This is a genomic window from Haloactinomyces albus (assembly GCF_031458135.1).
Classification (GTDB): domain Bacteria; phylum Actinomycetota; class Actinomycetes; order Mycobacteriales; family Pseudonocardiaceae; genus Haloactinomyces; species Haloactinomyces albus.
Window position 1 is genome coordinate 2727131 of record NZ_JAVDXW010000001.1, and the last position, 20240, is coordinate 2747370.

16 protein-coding genes and 1 tRNA gene are annotated in these 20240 nt (G+C 66.2%); 9 read left to right on the forward strand and 8 right to left on the reverse strand.

Annotated features, from left to right (window positions below; genetic code table 11):
- Positions 1 to 19 precede the first annotated feature (19 nt).
- Together JOF55_RS12895 and JOF55_RS12900 are read left to right on the forward strand one after the other, a co-directional pair.
- Complete coding sequence (locus JOF55_RS12895; protein ID WP_310273915.1) at positions 20 to 1057, forward strand: polyprenyl synthetase family protein; 1038 nt, start codon at positions 20 to 22, stop codon at positions 1055 to 1057.
- A 52-nt stretch (positions 1058 to 1109) separates the two neighbouring features.
- Complete coding sequence (locus JOF55_RS12900) at positions 1110 to 2192, forward strand: hypothetical protein (protein ID WP_310273917.1); 1083 nt, start codon at positions 1110 to 1112, stop codon at positions 2190 to 2192.
- A 161-nt stretch (positions 2193 to 2353) separates the two neighbouring features.
- On the opposite strand, the gene JOF55_RS12905 is transcribed toward JOF55_RS12900, so the two are convergent.
- On the reverse strand, positions 2354 to 2794 hold the full coding sequence (locus JOF55_RS12905; RefSeq protein ID WP_310273919.1) for an Lrp/AsnC family transcriptional regulator: 441 nt from the start codon (positions 2792 to 2794) through the stop codon (positions 2354 to 2356).
- A 75-nt stretch (positions 2795 to 2869) separates the two neighbouring features.
- Here JOF55_RS12905 and ddaH point away from each other — a divergent pair, with 75 nt between their 5' ends.
- Positions 2870 to 3739, forward strand: a complete 870-nt coding sequence (ddaH, locus tag JOF55_RS12910) for a dimethylargininase (protein ID WP_310273921.1) — start codon at positions 2870 to 2872, stop codon at positions 3737 to 3739.
- Positions 3740 to 3785: 46 nt separating this feature from the next.
- On the opposite strand, the gene JOF55_RS12915 is transcribed toward ddaH, so the two are convergent.
- Complete coding sequence (locus JOF55_RS12915; RefSeq protein WP_310273922.1) at positions 3786 to 4685, reverse strand: YceI family protein; 900 nt, start codon at positions 4683 to 4685, stop codon at positions 3786 to 3788.
- 229 nt (positions 4686 to 4914) lie between these two features.
- Between JOF55_RS12915 and htpX the strand changes: the two genes are divergently transcribed.
- Positions 4915 to 5787, forward strand: coding sequence for a zinc metalloprotease HtpX (gene htpX / locus JOF55_RS12920; protein WP_310273924.1), 873 nt, complete (start codon positions 4915 to 4917; stop codon positions 5785 to 5787).
- Positions 5788 to 5856: 69 nt separating this feature from the next.
- On the opposite strand, the gene rfbA is transcribed toward htpX, so the two are convergent.
- Both rfbA and JOF55_RS12930 read right to left on the reverse strand, forming a co-directional pair.
- On the reverse strand, positions 5857 to 6738 hold the full coding sequence (gene rfbA / locus JOF55_RS12925; protein WP_310273926.1) for a glucose-1-phosphate thymidylyltransferase RfbA: 882 nt from the start codon (positions 6736 to 6738) through the stop codon (positions 5857 to 5859).
- Positions 6739 to 6761: 23 nt separating this feature from the next.
- Positions 6762 to 7253, reverse strand: a complete 492-nt coding sequence (locus tag JOF55_RS12930; protein ID WP_310273927.1) for a YajQ family cyclic di-GMP-binding protein — start codon at positions 7251 to 7253, stop codon at positions 6762 to 6764.
- Positions 7254 to 7377: 124 nt separating this feature from the next.
- On the opposite strand from JOF55_RS12930, the gene JOF55_RS12935 reads away from it, so the two are divergent.
- Positions 7378 to 7458, forward strand: a tRNA-Tyr gene (locus tag JOF55_RS12935).
- A 408-nt stretch (positions 7459 to 7866) separates the two neighbouring features.
- Here JOF55_RS12935 and JOF55_RS12940 read toward each other — a convergent pair.
- Positions 7867 to 8904, reverse strand: a complete 1038-nt coding sequence (locus JOF55_RS12940; protein WP_310273929.1) for a zinc-binding dehydrogenase — start codon at positions 8902 to 8904, stop codon at positions 7867 to 7869.
- A 5-nt stretch (positions 8905 to 8909) separates the two neighbouring features.
- Positions 8910 to 10136: an MFS transporter gene (locus JOF55_RS12945; RefSeq protein ID WP_310273931.1), complete on the reverse strand. Its 1227-nt coding sequence runs from the start codon at positions 10134 to 10136 to the stop codon at positions 8910 to 8912.
- 159 nt (positions 10137 to 10295) lie between these two features.
- On the opposite strand from JOF55_RS12945, the gene JOF55_RS12950 reads away from it, so the two are divergent.
- The 3 genes from JOF55_RS12950 (at position 10296) to JOF55_RS12960 (ending at position 13695) form a co-directional block, all read left to right on the forward strand.
- Positions 10296 to 11234, forward strand: a complete 939-nt coding sequence (locus JOF55_RS12950; protein WP_310273933.1) for a LysR family transcriptional regulator — start codon at positions 10296 to 10298, stop codon at positions 11232 to 11234.
- 160 nt (positions 11235 to 11394) lie between these two features.
- Positions 11395 to 12156 (forward strand): OBAP family protein, encoded by a 762-nt coding sequence (locus tag JOF55_RS12955; RefSeq protein WP_310273936.1) that lies wholly within the window; start codon positions 11395 to 11397, stop codon positions 12154 to 12156.
- A gap of 261 nt (positions 12157 to 12417) precedes the next feature.
- A complete protein-coding gene (locus tag JOF55_RS12960) occupies positions 12418 to 13695 on the forward strand; it encodes a YeeE/YedE family protein (RefSeq protein WP_310273938.1) in 1278 nt (425 codons plus the stop codon).
- 146 nt (positions 13696 to 13841) lie between these two features.
- On the opposite strand, the gene JOF55_RS12965 is transcribed toward JOF55_RS12960, so the two are convergent.
- Both JOF55_RS12965 and JOF55_RS12970 read right to left on the reverse strand, forming a co-directional pair.
- A complete protein-coding gene (locus JOF55_RS12965; protein WP_310273940.1) occupies positions 13842 to 15449 on the reverse strand; it encodes a monocarboxylic acid transporter in 1608 nt (535 codons plus the stop codon).
- Complete coding sequence (locus tag JOF55_RS12970) at positions 15446 to 15865, reverse strand: DUF485 domain-containing protein (protein ID WP_310273942.1); 420 nt, start codon at positions 15863 to 15865, stop codon at positions 15446 to 15448. The genes JOF55_RS12965 and JOF55_RS12970 overlap by 4 nt, the downstream gene beginning before the upstream one ends.
- Positions 15866 to 16685: 820 nt before the next feature.
- Here JOF55_RS12970 and JOF55_RS12975 point away from each other — a divergent pair.
- The gene (locus tag JOF55_RS12975) at positions 16686 to 20192 is read left to right on the forward strand and encodes a sensor histidine kinase (RefSeq protein WP_310273944.1); all 3507 of its coding nucleotides are present in this window, start codon (positions 16686 to 16688) and stop codon (positions 20190 to 20192) included.
- The last annotated feature ends 48 nt before the right edge of the window (positions 20193 to 20240 follow it).

Sequence of the window (20240 nt, forward strand, 5' to 3'; positions counted from 1 at the left end):
AAAGTAAGGCGACGGTGACGTGAGCAGCCCAGTTGGTGATCCGACCAGCGGTGTACCGGGGGAACCGCATGACCTCCCCGGTGGCCTTGACATCGCCGACCCGGCACTTGCTGAGTCGGTCCGTGGCGGTATGGCTCGAGTGGAGGGGTTGCTGCACGATTGGGTGCGCAGTGACTTCGACTTCGCCACTCGGGCTTCGCTGCACCTGGTCGATGCCGGGGGCAAACGATTCCGGCCGTTGTTCACGTTGCTGGCGGCTCACTTCGGCGATCCGGATGCCGAGGAAGTGATCAAATCCGCAGCGATCGTCGAACTGGTGCACCTGGCCACGCTCTATCACGATGACGTGATGGATGAGGCCACCATGCGCCGTGGGGCGAGCAGCGCGAACGCCCGGTGGGACAACTCGGTGGCCATTCTCGCCGGTGATTTCCTGTTCGCTCAGGCATCCCGCTTGGTGGCCGATCTGGGCTCCGAAGCTGTACGGACCATGGCCCGGACCTTCGAATCCCTGGTCACCGGGCAGATGCGGGAAACCGTCGGTGCCGAGGAGGGCGAGGACGTCATCGAGCACTACCTGGCGGTGATCTCCGAGAAGACCGGTTCGCTGATCGCCACCTCGGGCCAGTTCGGTGCGTCGTTCGCCGGTGTCGAGGAAAGCCGGGTACAGGCGCTGGACCGGATCGGACAGTTCCTCGGCACTGCCTTCCAGATTTCCGACGACATCATCGATATCGCCTCACCGTCGGCCGAGTCGGGGAAGCTTCCCGGCGCCGACCTGCGCGAGGGCGTGCCGACATTGCCGATGTTGTACGCACTGGCCGGGGAGAATGTCGATCCGCGACTGCGGGAACTGCTGTCGGGACCGCTGAGCGGTACCGACGAGGTCGAGGAGGCGTTGCGACGGCTGCGGGAGTCCGATGGCCTGTTGCGTGCCCGCAAGAAACTCGACGAGTATGCCGATGGTGCTCGCTCGCAGCTGGAATTCCTGCCGGACTGCCCGGCACGCAATGCCGTATCCGCACTGGTGGACTATGTCGTTGCGCGCACGCATTGAGCCCCCACGGGGGCATGTCACGGCCCGCTGACATCCAGGGAGGATCTCGCCGGTGACATGGCTGTTTACGCAGGTGTGGTTGTGGAGCCTGGCCGCATTCGCCCTGGGATCGCTGCTGACCTGGCTGCTCTTCGTCCTGCCACTGCAACGGAAGCTCGGCACCGCACGTGCCCGAATCGCCGACATGGAATCCGGGACCGTAGCACCGTACCGCGACTACGGCGAGGACGACGAATCGCCGATGAGAGCGGGCGAACAGGAATACACGGCCTGGGACCTGTTGCATGCGGAACACGGCAGCAAGGAGCACCCGGAGCAGTCCCGGGATGCGGACTGGTTGCTCCGGGAGGACGCTGCCGAGACCACCACGGAGATCGCCGCGGTCGGCGTGGCCGTCGACGACGGCGAATCGCGGCGAGAGCACGGACACGGCGCGCAGCCGAGAGCGCGGCAACGAGGTGGGCACACGTACCCGGAGGAACGGCAGGGGCACTTCGCCGGTGACCCCGTGCTGCATTGGGACGAGTGGGTCGAGGCCGTCCGGCAGACGCAGACACCGAATGCACCTGCCGAGGAGCAGGAGTCGCCGGATACCGAGTTCATCCAGCCATCGTCGAGTCCCGACACGCGGGCACCCACGACCGACGTCGTGGCCCCGGGGGACTGGCCCGGTGCGCAGGACGATCCCGATTCCCCGGGGACTGTCGAAGTCCCCGCGATTGCCGAGCACGGACGCACGGGCGGGGCCGGAGCCGATCGGAATTCGGATTCCGAGGCCGATGACCCCGAACTTTCCGGGCAGTTGCGCTCGTTGTTCGACCCTCTGGTGTCACCCGGTATCGAGCAGGGCAGGCGGGACACCCCGTATGTTCCTCCGGTGGGAGCGGAGAAACCGCAGACTTCCGGCGATGCGGCGACCGGCGCGCCGGAGTCTCGGGAGTCGTTGCCGCGCCGGATTCCGGGTACGACTTCCAAGCCGGGAACCCCGCCCCGGAATGGAGTGGCCGCGCCCAAGTTCCGACCGGAGCGGTCCGCACAGCCCCCCGCTGCGCCACGGGAAACCGGGACGGAAGCAGCGCCGGGCGCAGAAGTCGAATCCGACTCGGACAACAGCGAGTCCGAATCGTCGTCGTGAACGCCCACGGCATCCTCTTTCGGACAGGACGGCCGGGATGACGACGGTCAGGATAGCGACGACCGGGATGACGACGGTCAGGATAGCGACGACCGGGATGACGACGGTCGGAATAACACAGCGCGCATTGCGCACGGCTTACTGTTACCGAGCTCGCCCGGTCAAGCCTGCGGCGGCCGGTCCAGCAGGCGGGAGAGCACCACGGTCGACACCGTGCGGTTGATGAACTCCACACCGCGCAGCCGTTCCAGCGCGGTTTCCAGGTGATGGATGTCGGCGGCACGCAGGTGCACGATCGCGTCCGCCGGCCCCGAGACGGTGTAGGCACCCACAACTTCCGGCAGGGGTTCCAGTCCGCTCCGGATTCGCTGTGTGGGGACATTGCCGTGGCAGTGCACCTCGACGAAGGCTTCCGTTCCCCAGCCCAGTGCCTCGGGATCGACCACGGCAGTGAATCCTCGCAGGATGCCCAGGTCCAGTAACTTGTCGACGCGTCGCTTCACGGCCGGCGCGGACAGTCCGACCACATTGCCGATCTCGGCGTAACTGGCGCGCGCATCGGTCACAAGTTGCGAAACGATTCGCTGATCCAAGGAGTCCATGCGCAATATTCTGCCGCATCAAGCGCAACACAGGGTTATTGAGTCGCCATCAGCACAGTGATTAGATTTCGAATCATGCCGGTTCCTGCTGCTCTTGCTGTCGAACTCCGTGCGCGTAACGAGGCGCCTTCGCGAACGCCGATGCACCGCCATTACCTGATGTGTCCTCCGCAGCACTTCACGGTCGAATACTCGATCAATCCGTGGATGGATCCGAACACGCCGGTGGACACCGAGCTCGCGATGGCCCAGTGGCAGGAGTTGAAACGCACCTACGAACGACTCGGGCACACGGTCGAGGTGATCGATCCACAGCCCGGACTTCCGGACATGGTGTTCTCGGCGAACTCCGGCACCGTCATCGACGGCCGGGTACTGGGGGCTCGCTTCCGGGCTCCCGAACGCGCTGCCGAGGCCGAACACTTTCGCCGCTGGTTCAGCATGCGGGGCTACCGCGAGTTGGTCATGCCGTCGCGGACGAACGAGGCCGAGGGAGATTTCGCCTGGACCGGCGAGCTCCTCCTGGCAGGTTGTGGTTTCCGCACCGACCCGGAGGCACACGCCGAGGCGCAGGAGGCCCTGGGAGTGCCGGTGGTCTCGCTACGGTTGACCGATCCCCGCTTCTACCATCTGGATACGGCACTGTTCGTATTGCAGCACGGACCGCACCCGCAGGTCGCTTATTATCCGGAGGCGTTCTCGCCGGGATCGCTCAAGGTGCTGCAGCGACTGTTTCCCAGCGCCGTGATCGGCAGCGCCGCAGATGCCGAGTGCCTCGGACTCAACGCGGTTTCCGATGGCAAGAACGTGGTCCTGCCGATGGAGGCGACCGACCTGGCCGAACAGCTCAGCGAGCGTGGTTACGCGCCGCTGCTGTTGGACATCTCGGAACTGCGCAAGTCCGGCGGCGGGCCCAAGTGCTGCACCATGGAACTCCGCGATTGAGCGGCTGCCGCCGGTTCGCGGGGAACCGGCGGCAGCCGCGTCGTGGTCACTCGTCCAGGACGGCTTGTACGTCGAGTTGGAGTTGTATGGTGGAACCGACGACGGCGATCCCCTTGTTCAGGATCTGTTGCCAGTTCACGGCGTAGTCCTCCCGCCGGAGTTCGGTCTCGCACAGGCACGCGGCTCGCGTGCCGTTCCAGGAACGCTGTCCGAGGTAGCTCGTGTTGAGCTGCACGGGGCTGGTCGTGCCCCGGATCGTCAATGATCCGTTCACCATCCACCGGTCACCCCGCAGCGGTGAGAGCCGGTCGCTGGTGAAGTACAACTTCGGATGGTTTTCCACGTCGAGGAAATCGGCCGAACGCAGATGGTCGTCACGCATCTTCACACCGGTGTCGATGCTGGCCGCGTCGATGGCCACCTCGATGTGCGACTGCTCGAAGGGTGATTCCACCCGGATGTGGCCCTCCAGAGCGCGGAACGCTCCGTGGATCTTCGACATGCCGATGTGCTGGGCGATGAACCGGGCTTCGGTGTGGTCCGGATCGAACCGCCAGATACCCGGTTCCGGCAGTGTCATCGCTGCGTCACGTTCGAGCTGCACGTGTCCGATGGAGGTGTGCCGGTTGGTGCGTACGTCGGCCTTCGTGCCTGCGCGGAGGTAACCGCCTGCGGTGATGGAAACCTTGTGCACGCCCGGTGGCACAGTGGCGAGGTAGAAACCGTACGAATCGGTTTTTCCCTGTCCGACCCGTTGGTTGAGCCGGTCGACCACGGTTACGGTAGCTTCCGGGAGCGGGCTGCCGCGTTCGTCGTGCACCTGGCAGCTCACGACGCCGCCGTCGAGGGGAGTCGGTGGGAGATCCGCCCCCGCACTCTGCCGTCGCGGTTTACGGGCAGCGCCCTCGCTGGACGAACCACGTCGACGCAGCTTGGACAGGACCATGTGACTCCTTTCTGTTCACCCGCCCCCATGCGAGCAAAATCGCAGAGACGTAGTTACGTGCAGGGAGTTTAGTCGTGCCCCGGTGGACCGGTGATCACGGCGCGGACCGAGTGACTGGCCTCCCATTGACACGGGGGCGGGGAACTCGGGGTCGTGCTCACACGTTCTCCGGGGCGAGTAGTCCACGACATGAACAGGTGGAAAGCTTCTCAGCGGAGGCGTAAGCACGGTGCACAGTCACGTCAACGGTGTGAAAACGGCGCTCCTGCTGGGGGGAATGAGCGCACTGGTGCTGCTGATCGGGTCGTTGTTCGGCCGGGTCGGCCTGGTCGTCGCACTGATCGCCGCGCTGGTGATGAACGGCTATGCCTACTTCAACTCCGCCGATCTGGCACTACGGTCGATGCGGGCCAGGCCGGTCACCGAGCCCGAGCAGCCTGTGATGTATCGCATCGTCCGCGAGCTGGCGACCTCGGCCAGGCAGCCGATGCCCACGTTGTACGTGAGTCCCACGAACGCGCCGAACGCGTTCGCCACCGGCCGCAACCCGCGCAACGCCGCAGTGTGCTGCACGAGTGGCATTCTCGGGCTGCTCGACGAGCGTGAGTTGCGCGCTGTCCTCGGCCACGAGCTGTCCCATGTCTACAACCGCGACATCCTGATCTCCAGCGTGGCCGGAGCACTGGCCAGCGCCGTGACCTTCCTGGCCAACTTCGGGTTGCTGTTCGGGATGGTCGGGGGCGAGGGCGAGGACCGGCCCAACCCGTTGGCACTACTGCTGGTGGCATTGCTGGGTCCGGTGGCCGCCGGGGTCGTGCAGATGGCCGTGAGCCGGTCCCGCGAGTACCAGGCCGATGCGTCCGGGGCCGGGCTCACCGGGGACCCGCTCGCCTTGGCTTCGGCACTGCGCAAGCTGGAGCGTGGCACCCGGCAGGTGCCCCTGGCGCCGGAGCCGAGACTGGTCTCGGAATCGCATCTGATGATCGCCAACCCGTTCCGACCGGGAGAACGCATGGCGCGTCTGTTCTCCACGCATCCACCGATCTCCGAGCGCGTCGAGCGGTTGGAGGGGATGGCAGGACACCGGCTTCCCCCCGCCTGATGCCCGCACCCGGCCGGATTTTTGCAGTTTCGCGCGAAACTGCAATTTTATATCCACGCGAAGTCGCGCTCACCCGTCCGCGCCGGCTGCCCGGGCGACGGACATGACGTAGTCACCGTAGCCGGACTTGGCGAGCTCGGCTCCCAGGGCATAGCAATCCTCGGCCGAGATGTAGCCCATGCGTAGGGCAATCTCTTCCAGGCAGGCGATTCGGACACCCTGGCGGTGTTCGAGGACCTGCACGAACTGGGCCGCTTCGAGCAGGGAGTCGTGGGTCCCGGTGTCCAGCCAGGCGAAGCCACGGCCGAGCTCGGTCAGGTGAGCCCGCCCGCTCCGCAGGTACTCCAGGTTGACATCGGTGATCTCGAGTTCGCCCCGGGAGGACGGCCGCAGGTTTCTGGCGATATCGACCACGTCGTTGTCGTAGAAGTACAGGCCGGTGATGGCTTTGTCGGACCGGGGGTGTGTGGGCTTTTCCTCGATGGAGATCAACTTCCCGTCGGTGCCGGTCTCGCCGACGCCGTAGCGCTGCGGGTCACGCACCGAGTAACCGAACAGCATGCAGCCCTCGAGGCCGACCGTGTTCTCCTGCACGAGCCGGGACAGACCCTGCCCGTAGAAGATGTTGTCGCCGAGGACCAGAGCCACCGGGTCGTCACCGATGAAATCCGCACCGATCACGAAAGCCTGGGCGAGTCCGTCCGGCTGCGGTTGCTCGGCATACTCGATGCGCAGCCCGAACTGTGCGCCGTCACCGAGCAGTCTGCGAAACAGGGGTAGATCGTCCGGGGTGGAGATCAGCAGGATGTCGCGGATTCCCGCCAGCATCAGCACCGACAGCGGGTAGTACACCAGCGGTTTGTCGTAGACGGGCAGCAGTTGCTTGGAAACGACCTGTGTGAGGGGATGCAGCCTGGTGCCGCTGCCCCCGGCCAGTACGATCCCCTTCACTCGGATTCTCCTCGAATCGACACTCAGCGGTAGTTCTCGAACTGCAGCGCGACGTCGAAGTCCCCGTGCTTGAGCATCTCGATGACCGCCTGCAGGTCGTCCTTCTTCTTGGCGGACACGCGAAGCTGATCGCCCTGGACTTGTGCCTGGACACCCTTGGGGCCGTCGTCACGGATCTTCTTGGAGATCTTCTTCGCGGTGTCCTGGGCGATACCCTGCTTGAGGGTGCCGGTGACCTTGTACGCCTGACCGGAACTGGTCGGCTCGCCGATGTCGAGAGCCTTCAGCGAGACACCACGCTTGATCAGCTTTTCCTTGAAGACGTCGATGGCTGCTTTGCAGCGCTCCTCGGTTTCGGACTCCAGCGTCACGGACTCCTCGCCCGCCCAGCTGATCCTGGTTCCGGTGCCGCGGAAGTCGAACCGGTTCGCCAGTTCCTTGGCCGCCTGGTTGAGTGCGTTGTCGACCTCCTGGCGGTCGACCTTGCTCACCACGTCGAAAGAAGGGTCTGCCATCTGCTCCACCTCCTGGGCACATTCATGCAGTCCTGCCGACACGCTACCGGGTCACCCCCTTGTCGATGGCGTGGACGCCGGTATGTATGATTTTCCCTGTCAGCCAGCGGTGCTGGCATGCTTCGCCGGGTTGCCCGAGCGGCCAAAGGGAGCTGACTGTAAATCAGCCGCGCAAGCTTCAGAGGTTCGAATCCTCTACCCGGCACACGAGGGAATACGGCCCCCTGACCTGCACCGACAGGGCAGGGGGCCGGTTTCGTGCGGTCCGGCTTTACTCGGTGTAGCCCGGAATCACCCGGCGACTCGCATCGGTTCGACTCCGGCGTTCAGCCACCTGGAGACACATGCGTGCCGGAGGGCATAGGGCGTTTGGCTAGTGGAGAGTCGGTCACCTCGGGCACGAACGCGATGAGGTGACCGACCTTGTCGGTATGTACACCGACCCTCGGCGTGTCATGGCGTGTAGCGACCGTACGGTGCGAATTTCTCGCACCATCTCGGTGCGGGAGCGCAGGCTCGGGCCACGTCAGCTGGTCGTCATGACTCCGGGTGTACGGATGGGCTCCCTGCCGTGTGCTTCCTGCTGGGATCGAGAGATCCGGCCTGGTGGGGGCTAGACGGTGAGGACGATCTTGCCGACGTGTTGATGCTCGCGGAAGGCCTGCTGGGCACGGTGTATGTCGGTCAATGAGTACTGTGCGGCTACGCGTGGCCTGACGGTGCCGCTCGCGGCGATGTGGGCGAGCCGGCGGAAGTGTGCCCGGGTGTGCATCGAGGAGCCGATCAGCCGCAGGTTGTGCAGGTACAGGCGGCGAAGATCGAAGTTGACGACCGGGCCGGCGACTGCACCCGCGATGACCCAGCGCCCGTTGTCGCGCAGCAGTGGTACGAGCTTCTCCACCAATGGGCCGCCGGCGACATCGGCGACCGCGTCGAGGTGTCCGCCGGCCGCTGCAGTCACCTCGTCGGTGAGGTCATCGGCGTCGCGTGAGAGGGCCGAGGTGGCTCCGGCCGTTCGTACCGCTTCCTGCTTGCTCCCGCTGGTGAGGGCCACCACGGTGGCGCCGCGGGCACTCGCGAGCTGAACCAGCGCCAATCCCACCCCACCGGAGGCACCGGTCACGAGCACGGTCTCCCCGGACTCGATCCCGGCACGTTCGAGCATGCCCATCGCCGTGCCGTAGGCAATCGGCAGGCAGGCCAGCTCCTGGTCCGACAGCGGGGAGTCGGTCATGTCGTGAACCCGGTCGGAATCCACCGCGATGTATCCGGCGAAGCCACCGTCGGCCTCGCTGCCGAGCAGTCCGGCTGGGGGCGCGTCGTCTCCATCGTGTGCGTAGAGAGCAGGATCGACGAGTACGCGACGGTTCACCAGCTCCGCAGGCACTCCGGTTCCGACTTCGGCGACCACACCCGCGATGTCACCGCCCTGCGTCCGGGGAAACGAGATGCTCCCACGCCAACCCGCCAGTGCGTCGGGGTCGCCGGGCAGTCCGTATGCGCCTTCCCGAGTCCAGATGTCGGTGTTGTTCATCGCCGCGGCGGTAACCCGTACCAGTACCTCGCCGGCACCAGCGACCGGTACCGGCCAGTCGGTGCGCACGTCGAGCATGTCGGGCCCACCGTGGCCCCTCAGGACAGCCGCGGTCATCGTCGTCATTCCTGCATTCTTTCGGTCCGGGTTGCCGTGGGTTGCTGGACGCTGTGGTTCTGCGCCAAGTGGGGGTAGGCATGTGGCGGCTGTGGCGCGCGGTTGGCGAGCAGGATTGCGGCGCCGATAAGCGGCACGAGTGCGGCTGCGGCGGCGCTGAGCCAAGAGGTCGCCATGGTAAGGGGATACTGGAGAGTCAGGAAACCGACTGCCACCGCCGGACCTCCGGCACCGAGGTAGAACGCGACATACAGCGCGGAGCTGATCGCCGCGCGTTTGTCCGCCGGTGCGGCCGCATCGATGGCAGCAGTAGCCCCGCCGTAGGCCAGTCCGTGCCCGGTCCCGGCTGTCACGGCCGCGATCACGGTGACAGGCACCGAGCCGCCACCGGTGAGCGCCAGGGCGCCGAGGCTGAGCAGGAGGGCACCGAGACCGGCGAGCTGCGCAAAGCACGCGCCGCAGCGGGCCACCAGCGGTTGGGACAGTACGGAACAGGCCAGTACGGCGCCGACGATGCCGCCGGTGATCGCCAGGTTGTTGATCTGGGCTGCTCGGCTGAGCACTGATGGGATGAACGCCAGAAACAGGCCGGCTGCGGTCCAGGCGAGAAACCCGGTCGCCGCGGCGGTGGCAAACAGCAGTCGCATGCCGACCGGTATGTGCGGTCGCGTGGGCCGCCAGCGGCGCACGCGCGAGGCGGGGGCGGGCAGGGCGGACACGCGGTGCCACCCGACCGCCAGCAAGACCAGATGCACCAAGTACGGCAGCACCTGCGGTGCCGGCGCGTACTGCGCCAGCACGCCCGCAGCGATCGGACCTGCGGCGGTGCCGGCCACGAATGCCATGCTGGCCAGCACCGACGCCCGACCTCGGTCCTTTGCGGAAGCATGCTTCGTGATCAACGCGGTCGCTGCTCCGGTGGCCGCACCCAGCGCCAGCCCCTGCGCGGCGCGGCCGGCCAGCAACCATGCCGGACCGGCCGCGAGCGCGAAGCAGCCCGAGGCGAGCGCGGCCACCACCACACTGGTCCGCAGCACCGTTCTGGGGCCGAACGCATCCGAGGCCGGTCCGAACAGCAGCAGTGCGGGCGCGCTGACCAACGCGAATGTCGCATAGATCAGTGTCATCGTCAGGTCGCTGAACCCGAAAGCGTGCTGATAGCCCGGGTACAGCGGACTGGGCAGGTACGCCCCGACCGTGAGCACCACCAGCAGATATACCGCCGTGCGCACCTCGCGTGTGTAACCACTCCTCCGGCGCACGTTCCGGTTGTGGGATACACCGGCACAACCATCGTCAAAGCTCCCCTTCAGCAACACGCTTCCAGCGTGTCGCCCACGACCGCTGAAGAGAAGCAAACGTTCATACACGAAACCGTGCAAAATGATTACATGATCGATCCGAAGCTGCGCGTGCTGCAGATGGTGGCCCACCACGGCACGGTGACCGCCGCCGCAGCGGCACTGCACTACACGCCCTCCGCGGTCTCGCACCAGTTGCGCCAACTGGCCGCCGAACTCGGCGTCGAGCTGGTGACCCAGTCCGGCCGCGGCATCCGGCTGACCGCTGCAGCGGCCACCGTGCTCCGCCATGCCGACATGCTGCAGGCCCAAGCCGAACGCGCACACGCCGAACTGGCCGCCGCCGCGGACGAACCCGGTGGCTCCTTCACGCTGTGCGGCTTCTCCACCGCCGCCACGCACCTACTACCCCCGGCTGCGGCAACTCTGCGGGACCGCTATCCCCAGCTGACCGTGCGAGTCATCGAAGCCGAACCCGCCCGCTGCTTCGACCTGCTGCTGGCCGGCGACGCCGATCTCGCACTACTGATCGCCACCGCCGACACCCCACCCACCTCGGACACCCGCTTCGACCAGCATCCCCTGCTGGACGATCCCCTCGACCTCGTTGTCCCCAGCGACCACCCGCTGACCACCCGCTCCACGGTCACCCTCGCCGACGCCGCCGACGAGCCATGGATCCTGGGCCGTCCCGGCAGCACTTACCACGAGCTGGTACTCATCGCCTGCATGGCTGCCGGATTCACCCCCAACATCGCCCACTACGCCGACGAGTGGGACACCGGCACCGCCCTGGTCGCCCACAACTTCGGCATCATCCTCGTGCCCCGACTCGCCCGGCTACACGAAGACTGGCCCGTGGCACGCATCCCCCTGCACGGCGACCCCGCGCCCGTCCGCCGCATCCTCGCCGCCACCCGCCTCGGCAGCCACGGCCACCCCGTGGTCACGACCGCCCTGACCACCATCACCAGCACCGCCACAGCCCTGCATCCACCACCCCGGCAGCTCGAAGAGCAGGAAGAGTAACCGGGAAACGCGACTTCCGGACTGATCAGCCTGTGCGCATGCGCTCCTGAAAAGTCCATCGACCAGGTATGGCCACAGACGGCGGTCATCGCGATTACCCGTTGCCGTTCCGGGGAAGGCAACCGGGGAGATGCACACGACGGCGCAGGGGGAGGTTGCGATGGCGGCCAATCCGACGATCACCGAGCGGCATGTCCCCATCCGGCCTGCGGGGCAGGGTAAGGGTGCTTGGCTGGCGAGCCTGGAAACAGGGGCGGAGCTACTGCAGACAGCCGCCCCGCTGAAAGACTTCGATGTCTACGTGGTCGGGTTTCACTGTGTGAAAGGTGAGCCCGACAACCAGATGGAGGCCCATCATTACTGTCGCGTGGTCAACGACGACCTGCTGCAGTGCGTCCTGTTCGACGGCAACACCCGCGAAGCGAACCTGATCGGAATCGAATACATCATCTCGGAGTCCCTGTTCGATTCCTTGCCCGGTGACGAAAGGGGCTACTGGCATCCGCACAACTACGAGATCCTGTCCGGCCAGCTTGTCGCCCCGGGTTTGCCCGACGTCGCAGAAAAGGCGTTTTTCAAGCAGCTGATGAACAGCTACGGCAAGACCTGGCACACCTGGCACACCGGCCGCCACGACGGCGGTCCCGGTGCCGCCCTGCCGTTGGGCGATCCGAAGCTCATGTGGTCGTTCAACCGCGACGGTGAGTGCCACGAGTCGCTCAAGACCGATCGTGATCAAGCAATGGGGCTCGACGTCGCCCGGAAGCACGCGGAACGGCAGTCCTTCGTCGAGCTGGCACATCCCCAGCACGGAGTCGACGCGATGGCGGACGACTTCGAAAGAACCACACCACTCCCCGGTGTGGTCGACATCCACCGCGCAGGCACGGCCACCGAGGGGAAACCCGCAGCAGGCAGGTGACCGGACTTTCCCGCGCAGGCGGCCCAGGATCCGGTTATGTGTGGTCTGCGCAACGCCACTGTCGGACCGCGGAAGAAAAACCGACTGCCTGCGTGTTGGCCGAGGCGATGATGCGACACGTACCTCTCCAGCGGCTGACGTACTGCACGTGCCTGCTCGCGCACGCGCTCCATCACGTCGACGACGGCTTCTGACGCGACCCTGCCCGCAACAGGAATGCTCAGGAACGCTTCGGAATCCGTTCGACGTGGAGGTTTTGTCGTGTCCGTGCTCGAGAACGCCCGGCACTCGGGTGCCGGGGAACCCGGGAAGACCGGGGCTTCCGGGGCTTCCGCCGCCCCTGAACGCCCTCCGCAGGCACGACGCGTGCCGCTGGCCGTAGGTGCCGTCCTCGCTGTCGCGCTGGGTGGGTCCACCGCTGTCGTCGGGGGCTGGCGGATGGCCGTGCTGTACGCGATCGGGTTGGCATTCGGCATCGTGCTCTTTCACGCCCGGTTCGGGTTCACCTCGGCGTGGCGGCAGCTCGTGGCCGTGGGGCAGGGACGCGCCTTGCGTGCGCACATGCTCATGCTCGCGGTCGCTTGTGCTCTGTTCGCTCCGCTGCTGGCTGCCGGTGTCGGTGTGGGAGTCGACCCCGAGGGCTATGTTTCACCGCTGGGCGTGAGTGTGGTGGTCGGTGCCTTCCTGTTCGGCCTGGGTATGCAGATCGGTGGCTCGTGCGCTTCCGGCACGCTGTACAACGTCGGTGGTGGGCAGACCGCGATCGTGTTCACCCTCGTCGGGTTCATCGTGGGTTCCGTGCTGGGGGCGTGGAACTTCGCCTTCTGGACTTCCACGATGCCGAGCGGACCGGCGATCTCGCTCGCGCGGACACCGCTGGGATACGGCGGTGCGCTTGCCGTCTCGCTGGCGGTGCTGGGGCTGATCGCGGCCGTCACTCGCATCGTCGCCCGACGTAGGCAACCTCCGGAAGTCGGCCGTCCACCGGCCGTGCAGGGCTTCGCCCGGATCGTGCGCGGCTCCTGGCCGCTGTGGGTGGGTGCCATCGCGCTCGCCGGGTTGAACGCACTCACCCTGGTCTTCAAGGGCAGTCCGTGGGGAATCACCTCGGCATTCGCACTGTGGGGGTCCAAGGCCGCCCAGGGACTCGGCGTGGATGTGTCGAGCTGGCCGTACTGGTCCACCCCGGGCAATGCCGAGACGCTGGCGAATCCCGTCCTCGCCCATGCGACCTCGGTGATGGATCTCGGCATCATCCTCGGCGCTCTCGTAGCGGCTGCCGCGGGCGGCTCCTTCGTCCTGCACCGCAGGGTGCCGCCGAAGATCATGCTCGGTGCGATCGTCGGCGGGATCCTGATGGGCTACGGCGCGCGCATCGCATACGGCTGCAACATCGGCGCGTATTTCGGTGGCATCGCCTCGTTCAGCCTGCATGGCTGGCTGTGGGCGATCGTGGCGATCGCCGGGACGTACGCGGGTCTCAAGGCCCGGCCGCTGTTCGGCCTTGCCGTGCCGAAGCCCGGTGACTCCTCCTGCTGATCGCCGTTCGCACAGGCTCGACCGGTTGCGCTGCTGCGGCCTCTCCGCCTGTGCTGTGCGTGTCCCGATATGACCATGCCCGCTTCCCGGGCCGCTCGGCTCGGGAAGCGGGCATGGTGGTGCCGTGTGTGGTTCCGCGGCCGGGGTCAGCCCGTACGTGCTCCGATGCCGGTGAGCGAGCGGACCTCCATCTCCGCCTGCCGCTCCTCGTCCACGGGCTCCCGCTCGAAGAACGTGCCGATGAAGCCGCACAGGAACGACAGCGGGATGGAAACGATGCCGGGGTTGCTCAGCGGGAACAGTGCGAAATCCACCCAGGGCAGCATCGAATCCGATTCACCGGAGACCACGGGCGAGAACAGAACCAGGACCAGGCAGGAACCCAGGCCGCTGTACATGCCCCACAGCGTGCCCGTGGTGTTGAACCTCCGCCAGAACATCGTATACACCAATGTGGACAGATTCGCCGAGGCCGCGAACGCGAAGGCCAGGCCCACGAGGAAGGCGATGTTCTGCCCGCTGGCGAGGATGCCACCGAGGATCGAGACGCCACCGAGCACCAGTGCCGTCTGACGGGCCACGCGGACCTCGGCCCCCGGATCGGTGTTGTCCTGCTTGAGCACGTTCGCGTAGAGATCGTGGGCGAATGAGGCGGAGGCAGTCAGCGTGAGACCCGCCACAACGGCGAGGATCGTGGCGAATGCCACAGCCGCCACGACGCCGAGCAGGAACGTGCCGCCGATCTCGTAGGCAAGCAACGGTGCGGCCGAGTTCTCCCCGCCGGGCGCGTTGAGGATCGCCTCACTGCCGACCAGGGCGGCCGCGCCGTAACCGATGACCAGTGTGCACAAGTAGAACAGGCTCATCAGCCAGGTCGCCCACACCACCGAGCGGCGAGCCTCACGGGAACTGGGCACCGTGTAGAAGCGCATCAGCACGTGCGGGAGTCCGGCGACACCGAGGACCAGTGCCAGCGACAGGGATACGAAGTCGAGTTTGGTCAGCGCGTTCTCGCCGTACTGGGCGCCCGGTGCGAACATCGCCGACCCGAGCGGATTGTTGGCCGCGGCCTGTTCCAGTAGCGAACTGAAGCTGAATCCGAACTTGCCGATCAGGAACAGGGTGATCAGGCCGACGGACACGAACAGCATGGCGGCCTTGACGATCTGCACCCACGTGGTGCCCTTCATGCCACCGACCAGCACGTACAGGACCATGACGATGCCCACGGCGGCGATCACCAGCGCTTGGCCCCAGGCACTGTGGACGTCGAGCAACAGCGCGACCAGCGCACCCGCGCCCGCCATCTGCGCGATCATGTAGAAGACCGTGATCATGATGGTGGACACGGCGGCAGCCGCACGGACCGGGCGCTGACGCATCCGGAAGCTCAGCACGTCGCCCATCGTGAAACGCCCGGTGTTACGGAGTCGTTCGGCGACCAGCAGCAGATTCACCAGCCAGGCCACCAGGAATCCGATGGAGTACAGGAAGCCGTCGTAGCCGTGCACGGCGATCGCGCCCGCGATGCCGAGAAACGATGCCGCGGACAGGAAGTCGCCGGACAGTGCGATGCCGTTCTGTGCGCCGCTGAAGGCGCTGCCCGCGGCGAAGTAGTCACTCGAGGTGGCTCGGCTGCTGGCGAAGTAGACGATGAGCAGGGTCACGACGATCAGGCCGACGAAGATGGCCGTATTGATCAGTGGGCTGCTGCCTGCCAGAGTCGTGCTCTGATCCGTCTGCGCGAGGTTCATTGCTGTGCGTCCTCCACGTTCTGCCGGATCTCGTCCACCGTCGGGTCGATCCGGCGGCCGGCGAACCGGACGTAAAGCGTGGTGATGATCACGGTGGTCACGAACTGGAGGACACCCAGCAGTAGTCCGACGTTGACCTTGCCGAACACGGGTTCGGCCATGAAGTCGTGCGCGTAGGCGGCGAGGAAAACGTAACCGAGGTACCAAGCCAGAAACAGCGCGGTCATCGGGAACACGAACCATTTGACCCGGCGGCGGAGCCGGACGAATTCCTCGGACTGCCGGATGGCGACGAAATCGGGACCGGTGGTTCCCCGGCGGGCTGCGCTCTTGTCGATTCCACCGAAGGACGCCGGTGCGTTTCCGGTCCGCTCCGCGGATCGCGCGCGCAAGGGGGGCGGCGTTGCGTTGGTCATGCATCCTTCCAGGAAGTTCAGGACAGGAGTCCGCGAACTATGCGGGTGAACTCGATTCACTTCGAGAGTGAACGGATCGCAACGGTTGTATGCCGAACCGGTGCCGAGATGATCCGCAAACTGCGAGACAGCCGCATCGGCGAAAACCATACTAGGAGACAATCGGACCCGTGGTACGGGGATCCGGCAGTCGGTTCGGATCGGTTGTGTTTCATGGTGCGGGCCCCGGCGGTGTCGGCGTTCTCGCCGGATATGTCCGTCAGAGTGCTCCCGCAGGTCAGAGGCCATTACCGTTCGGTACCACAAGTCATTTCGAACTCGACATGCAGCCCGGTTTTCAGGGCTGTCCGAATCGACTAGAGTCCGCCGGTTCGGCGTTTTCCATTTTGCTCGAAGGGCTCGTCACGACCGTGTGCGGGGGATCGTCACTTTCCGTGCCGATCTCTTTGGCGCGCGGTGATCGACGCTCGACCGTTTCTTTCTGCGGCACGGCCCCGCGATCGATTACCGGGCGCAAGCACCTATACTCAGGTTCGGCCCACGGGGATCGCGACACGCGTGGGAAATGACCGGTGAAGCGAGCCCGCTGGTGCGCGGCACCGGCAACACAGAGTATTGCGAGATCCGGGCCGCGCCGAAAATAATGAACGCCCGGCGGCGGAATCATCTCCCGGCAAACCGGACCTGTCGGACCGGTAATCCGGACTGGTCATCGCCGTGACAGAGTGCCCAAGCGCTGTTCTCCTACGATTTGTTCGCTCGGAAGGGACTGCACCGTGACAGAGCACGACGCACGACAGCTCGGGTTTCGGGAGACCTCGTGACAGGGACGGAACGAGCCACGGCTTCGGAATCGGGGCGCCGCACGTCCCGGCGAGGTGCGATCGCGCAGTGGCGCAACTGGAGGATCCCGGTCAAGCTGGCCGCGGTGGTGCTGGTGCCCGTGGTCTTCGCGCTGACACTCGGTGTTTTCCAGATCCGGGATCAGGTGCAGCGCGCGGAAAGCTACGAGGAAATCGGCAGCATGCTCAGTGCACGCGACCGCATTCAGCCACTGCTCACCGGCCTGCAGGAGGAACGCACACTCGCGGCGGCGTTTCTGTCCGGCTCCGGTGATCTCAAGGCTCTGCGGGCCAAGGCCGCTGCCGTCACCAAGGCCGTCTCGCACGCACCCGAAGTGCTCGAGACGGTCGGCGAGTTCAGTCCCACGGCTGCGAGCCAGTTCGGGGAGTTGCAAAAGCAACTCGGTCAGCTGAAGAAGCTGCGCAAGCAGGTGTTCACCCGCTCGATCGGTCCGGTCGCCGCAGTGCAGGCCTACAGCGACATGGTCGGGGCACTGCTGGGGCTGGAACGCTCGGTGATCAGTGATCTCGGCGATCCGGAAGTGTACGGCCCGGTCAATGCGCTGCACGAACTCTCCACCGCCGAGGATGAGATCCGGATCCAGCAGGCCTTGATCGGCACCGCGCTGGCGCAGGACAATTTCAGTCCGGCCCTGCTGGATGCGGTCAACGACTCACGTGCTCGACTGACTTCCCGGCTCGCCGAATTCCGGGCGGCCGCCGACCCTCAGCAGCAGCGGAATTACCAGCGTACGGTGGAGGTTCCTGCGGCCGCCCCCCGTGAGCAGTCCCTGGACAACATCCTGCAACTCGCCTCGTCCGGCGATACCGAGGACATCACGCTGACGGTGTCGGAGTGGAACGCGCAGTCCCGAGCGCTCACTTCGCGGACGACCCAGGTCCGTACGGGCCTGTCCCAGCATCTGCAGCAGGTCGCCTCCGGACTCTACGAGGACGCCAGTGACCGGGCGGGCTTCATCACGGTGCTCCTGTCCGCGGCTCTGATGCTCGCGGTGGTGATCATCTACGCCATTTCCAGAAACCTGCTCGGTTCGCTGGCCACGCTGCGCCGCAGTGCGCTCGACGCGGCCCAGTACCAACTCCCCGAGGCGGTGTCCCGGGTCCGGCAGGGCGAGCAGACCGAGAACTCGGTTACCGAGGTTCCGGTGTCGACGACGGAGGAGATCGGACAGGTCGCGCGAGCCTTCGACGAGGTGAACCGGCAGGCGCTGTACCTCGCGGCCGAGCAGGCGAGCCTGCGGCGCGGCTACAGCGACTCGTTCATCAACGTCTCCCGGCGGAGCCAGAGCCTGCTCGAACGGCAGTTGCGGCTGTTCGAGCAGCTGGAGCAGGACGAGGACGATCCCGACCAGCTCGCCACGTTGTTCCGGCTGGACCACCTGGCCACCCGAATGCGGCGCAACAACGAGAACCTGATGGTGCTGTCGGGCAACGACCTCGCTCGCCGCTTCAACCAGCCCGCGCCGGTGGCCGACGTGCTGCGCGCCGCGGTCTCGGAGATCGAGCACTACCCGCGGGTGGTCGTGCAGTCTCCGCCGCCGGCTCGGCTGGTCGGCTACGCGGGCAGTGATCTCGTGCGGTTGATGGCCGAGCTGTTCGACAATGCCGCGAACTTCTCGGCTCCGAGCACATCGGTGACCGTGTCCAGTTACCAGGCAGGTGACGGCTCGATCACCATCGACGTGCTGGACCACGGTATCGGCATGGACGATCGGGAACTGGCCGAGGCCAACGCGCTGCTGGCTTCCTCGGAGGAGCCGGACATGTCGACCTCCCGCCGCCTGGGGATGCTGGTGGTCAACAAGTTGGCATCCCGACACGGGATCACGGTCCGGATGCACGGCGGTGAGGACTTCGACGGTGTCCGTGCCAGCGTGCTGGTCCCGGCGGAGTTGGTGATCTCCTCGGGGACCAATACCAAGCTACCGACGTCGGATCCCTCGCCGTCTCAGTCGGGACTCCAGCCCCCGGGATCTCAACCGTCCGCCCCACAGCCGCCCCCTCGGGGGTCGGCTCCGCATATCTCCGATCCTCCACCGGCGGATTCTCCGTCAGCGGTATCCGGGCAGTCGCTGTTCGAGCAGAATTCCGGCCAACCGCTCCCGGACCGGTCACCGCGCGAGCCACGTCGCAACGGTGCGGTACAGCACGACACGACGAGCTCGCGCAACAACGGATCGGCCCGTAGGCAGGTCCTCGAAGGGGGACTGCCCCAGCGCAAGCCCGGTGGGGAGTTCGCCGGTGAGGCTCAGCCCCCGTTCGGTCCCGATGCGGTGTCGTCGCATTCCTGGCCGTCCGAACCCGCACCCGCGGAGCATGCGCCTGCGGAGCAGACGTTTGCGGAATCGATGTTCACGGACTCCGCGCCGGTGGAACCTGTACCGGTGGAACCTGTGCAGGAGGAACCCGTGCGCGGTCTGTTCGAGCCGCCGCCGAAGCAGGGTGATGCCGAGGAATGGTCCGCTCCTGCGGTCGAGCAGCCCATCGGGCAGTTCGACTCGACCGAGTTGCCGCAGCCGCGGCACTCGTACGAGCAGGACCTCGGTCCGGAAACGCAGGAGATGCCTCCGAGCTTCGCCGAAATGGCGACACAGTGGTTCCAGCCGTCTCGGGAGGATGCCTACTACCAGGCCGAGGCGCAGCGGCAGCAAGTCGAGGATCACCACTGGCCCTCCAGCGAGGACTCCGTGCAGTCGGAGCCTGCGACCCCGGAACCAGCGCCGCGCGATACGGGACGGCGGCAGCGGTCGGGAATCGGCAGTGGTGCCGCGGCCTGGAACTTCGAAACCGACCAGGCTCAGCAACAGGCCGATGCCATTGCCCATCCCGAACCCGCGAGTTACACCTCTTCCGGCCTGCCGCGCAGGACACCGCGAAACCAGCTCGCGTCCGGGGCCACCACGGTAGGAAAAACCGAGGCGAACACTCGCTCCGAGACCCGGACAGGGGGCAACGGCATTGCCGAGGAAGCGGGTCGTACCCGGCAGGACCCGGAGGAACTGCGTGGTCGGCTGTCCAGCTTCCAGCGCGGTGCACGCCAGGGCGAACCGGGGATGCAGCCACCAGCGGAGCACCGCGCCGAGCCCGGTTCCGCCCTGCAACGAGGAGCAGCGTCCGGTACCGGGACGCCCGGGAACGAGATCGCTTCCGGCAGCGGACTCCCCCGGAGGCAGGTTTCCCGGGCGGGGACCCCCGACGGCGACGAGTCCGCGTGGAACTTCGCGACGGATCGCGCCCAGAGCGCGGCCGAGGCCGCCGCGAACCATGAACCATCGGAGTTCACTTCCGCAGGTCTGCCGCGCAGGACACCGCGTGCACAGCTCGCCCCCGGAAGTGCTCCGTCGGCTTCGAGCGATCAAGGTGGCTCCGACGTTCGTGGCCAATCCGCGCCGGATGAGCTGCGTGGTCGGCTGTCCAGTTTCCAGCAGGGTGTTCGCCGGGGCAGGCACAGCGCGGACGAGTAGGAGCCGTCTCTTGCGGATTTTGACTGTGGTTGCTGAAGTGGATCACTT

Excerpts from the sequence above, each read along its gene's own strand:
- JOF55_RS12905 (WP_310273919.1), bottom strand. The coding sequence starts at position 2,794 with ATGGACTCCTTGGATCAGCGAATCGTTTCGCAACTTGTGACCGATGCG.
- ddaH (WP_310273921.1), top strand. The coding sequence starts at position 2,870 with ATGCCGGTTCCTGCTGCTCTTGCTGTCGAACTCCGTGCGCGTAACGAG.
- JOF55_RS12915 (WP_310273922.1), bottom strand. The coding sequence starts at position 4,685 with ATGGTCCTGTCCAAGCTGCGTCGACGTGGTTCGTCCAGCGAGGGCGCT.
- JOF55_RS12930 (WP_310273927.1), bottom strand. The coding sequence starts at position 7,253 with ATGGCAGACCCTTCTTTCGACGTGGTGAGCAAGGTCGACCGCCAGGAG.
- JOF55_RS12940 (WP_310273929.1), bottom strand. The coding sequence starts at position 8,904 with ATGACCGCGGCTGTCCTGAGGGGCCACGGTGGGCCCGACATGCTCGAC.
- JOF55_RS12950 (WP_310273933.1), top strand. The coding sequence starts at position 10,296 with ATGATCGATCCGAAGCTGCGCGTGCTGCAGATGGTGGCCCACCACGGC.
- JOF55_RS12955 (WP_310273936.1), top strand. The coding sequence starts at position 11,395 with ATGGCGGCCAATCCGACGATCACCGAGCGGCATGTCCCCATCCGGCCT.
- JOF55_RS12965 (WP_310273940.1), bottom strand. The coding sequence starts at position 15,449 with ATGAACCTCGCGCAGACGGATCAGAGCACGACTCTGGCAGGCAGCAGC.
- JOF55_RS12970 (WP_310273942.1), bottom strand. The coding sequence starts at position 15,865 with ATGACCAACGCAACGCCGCCCCCCTTGCGCGCGCGATCCGCGGAGCGG.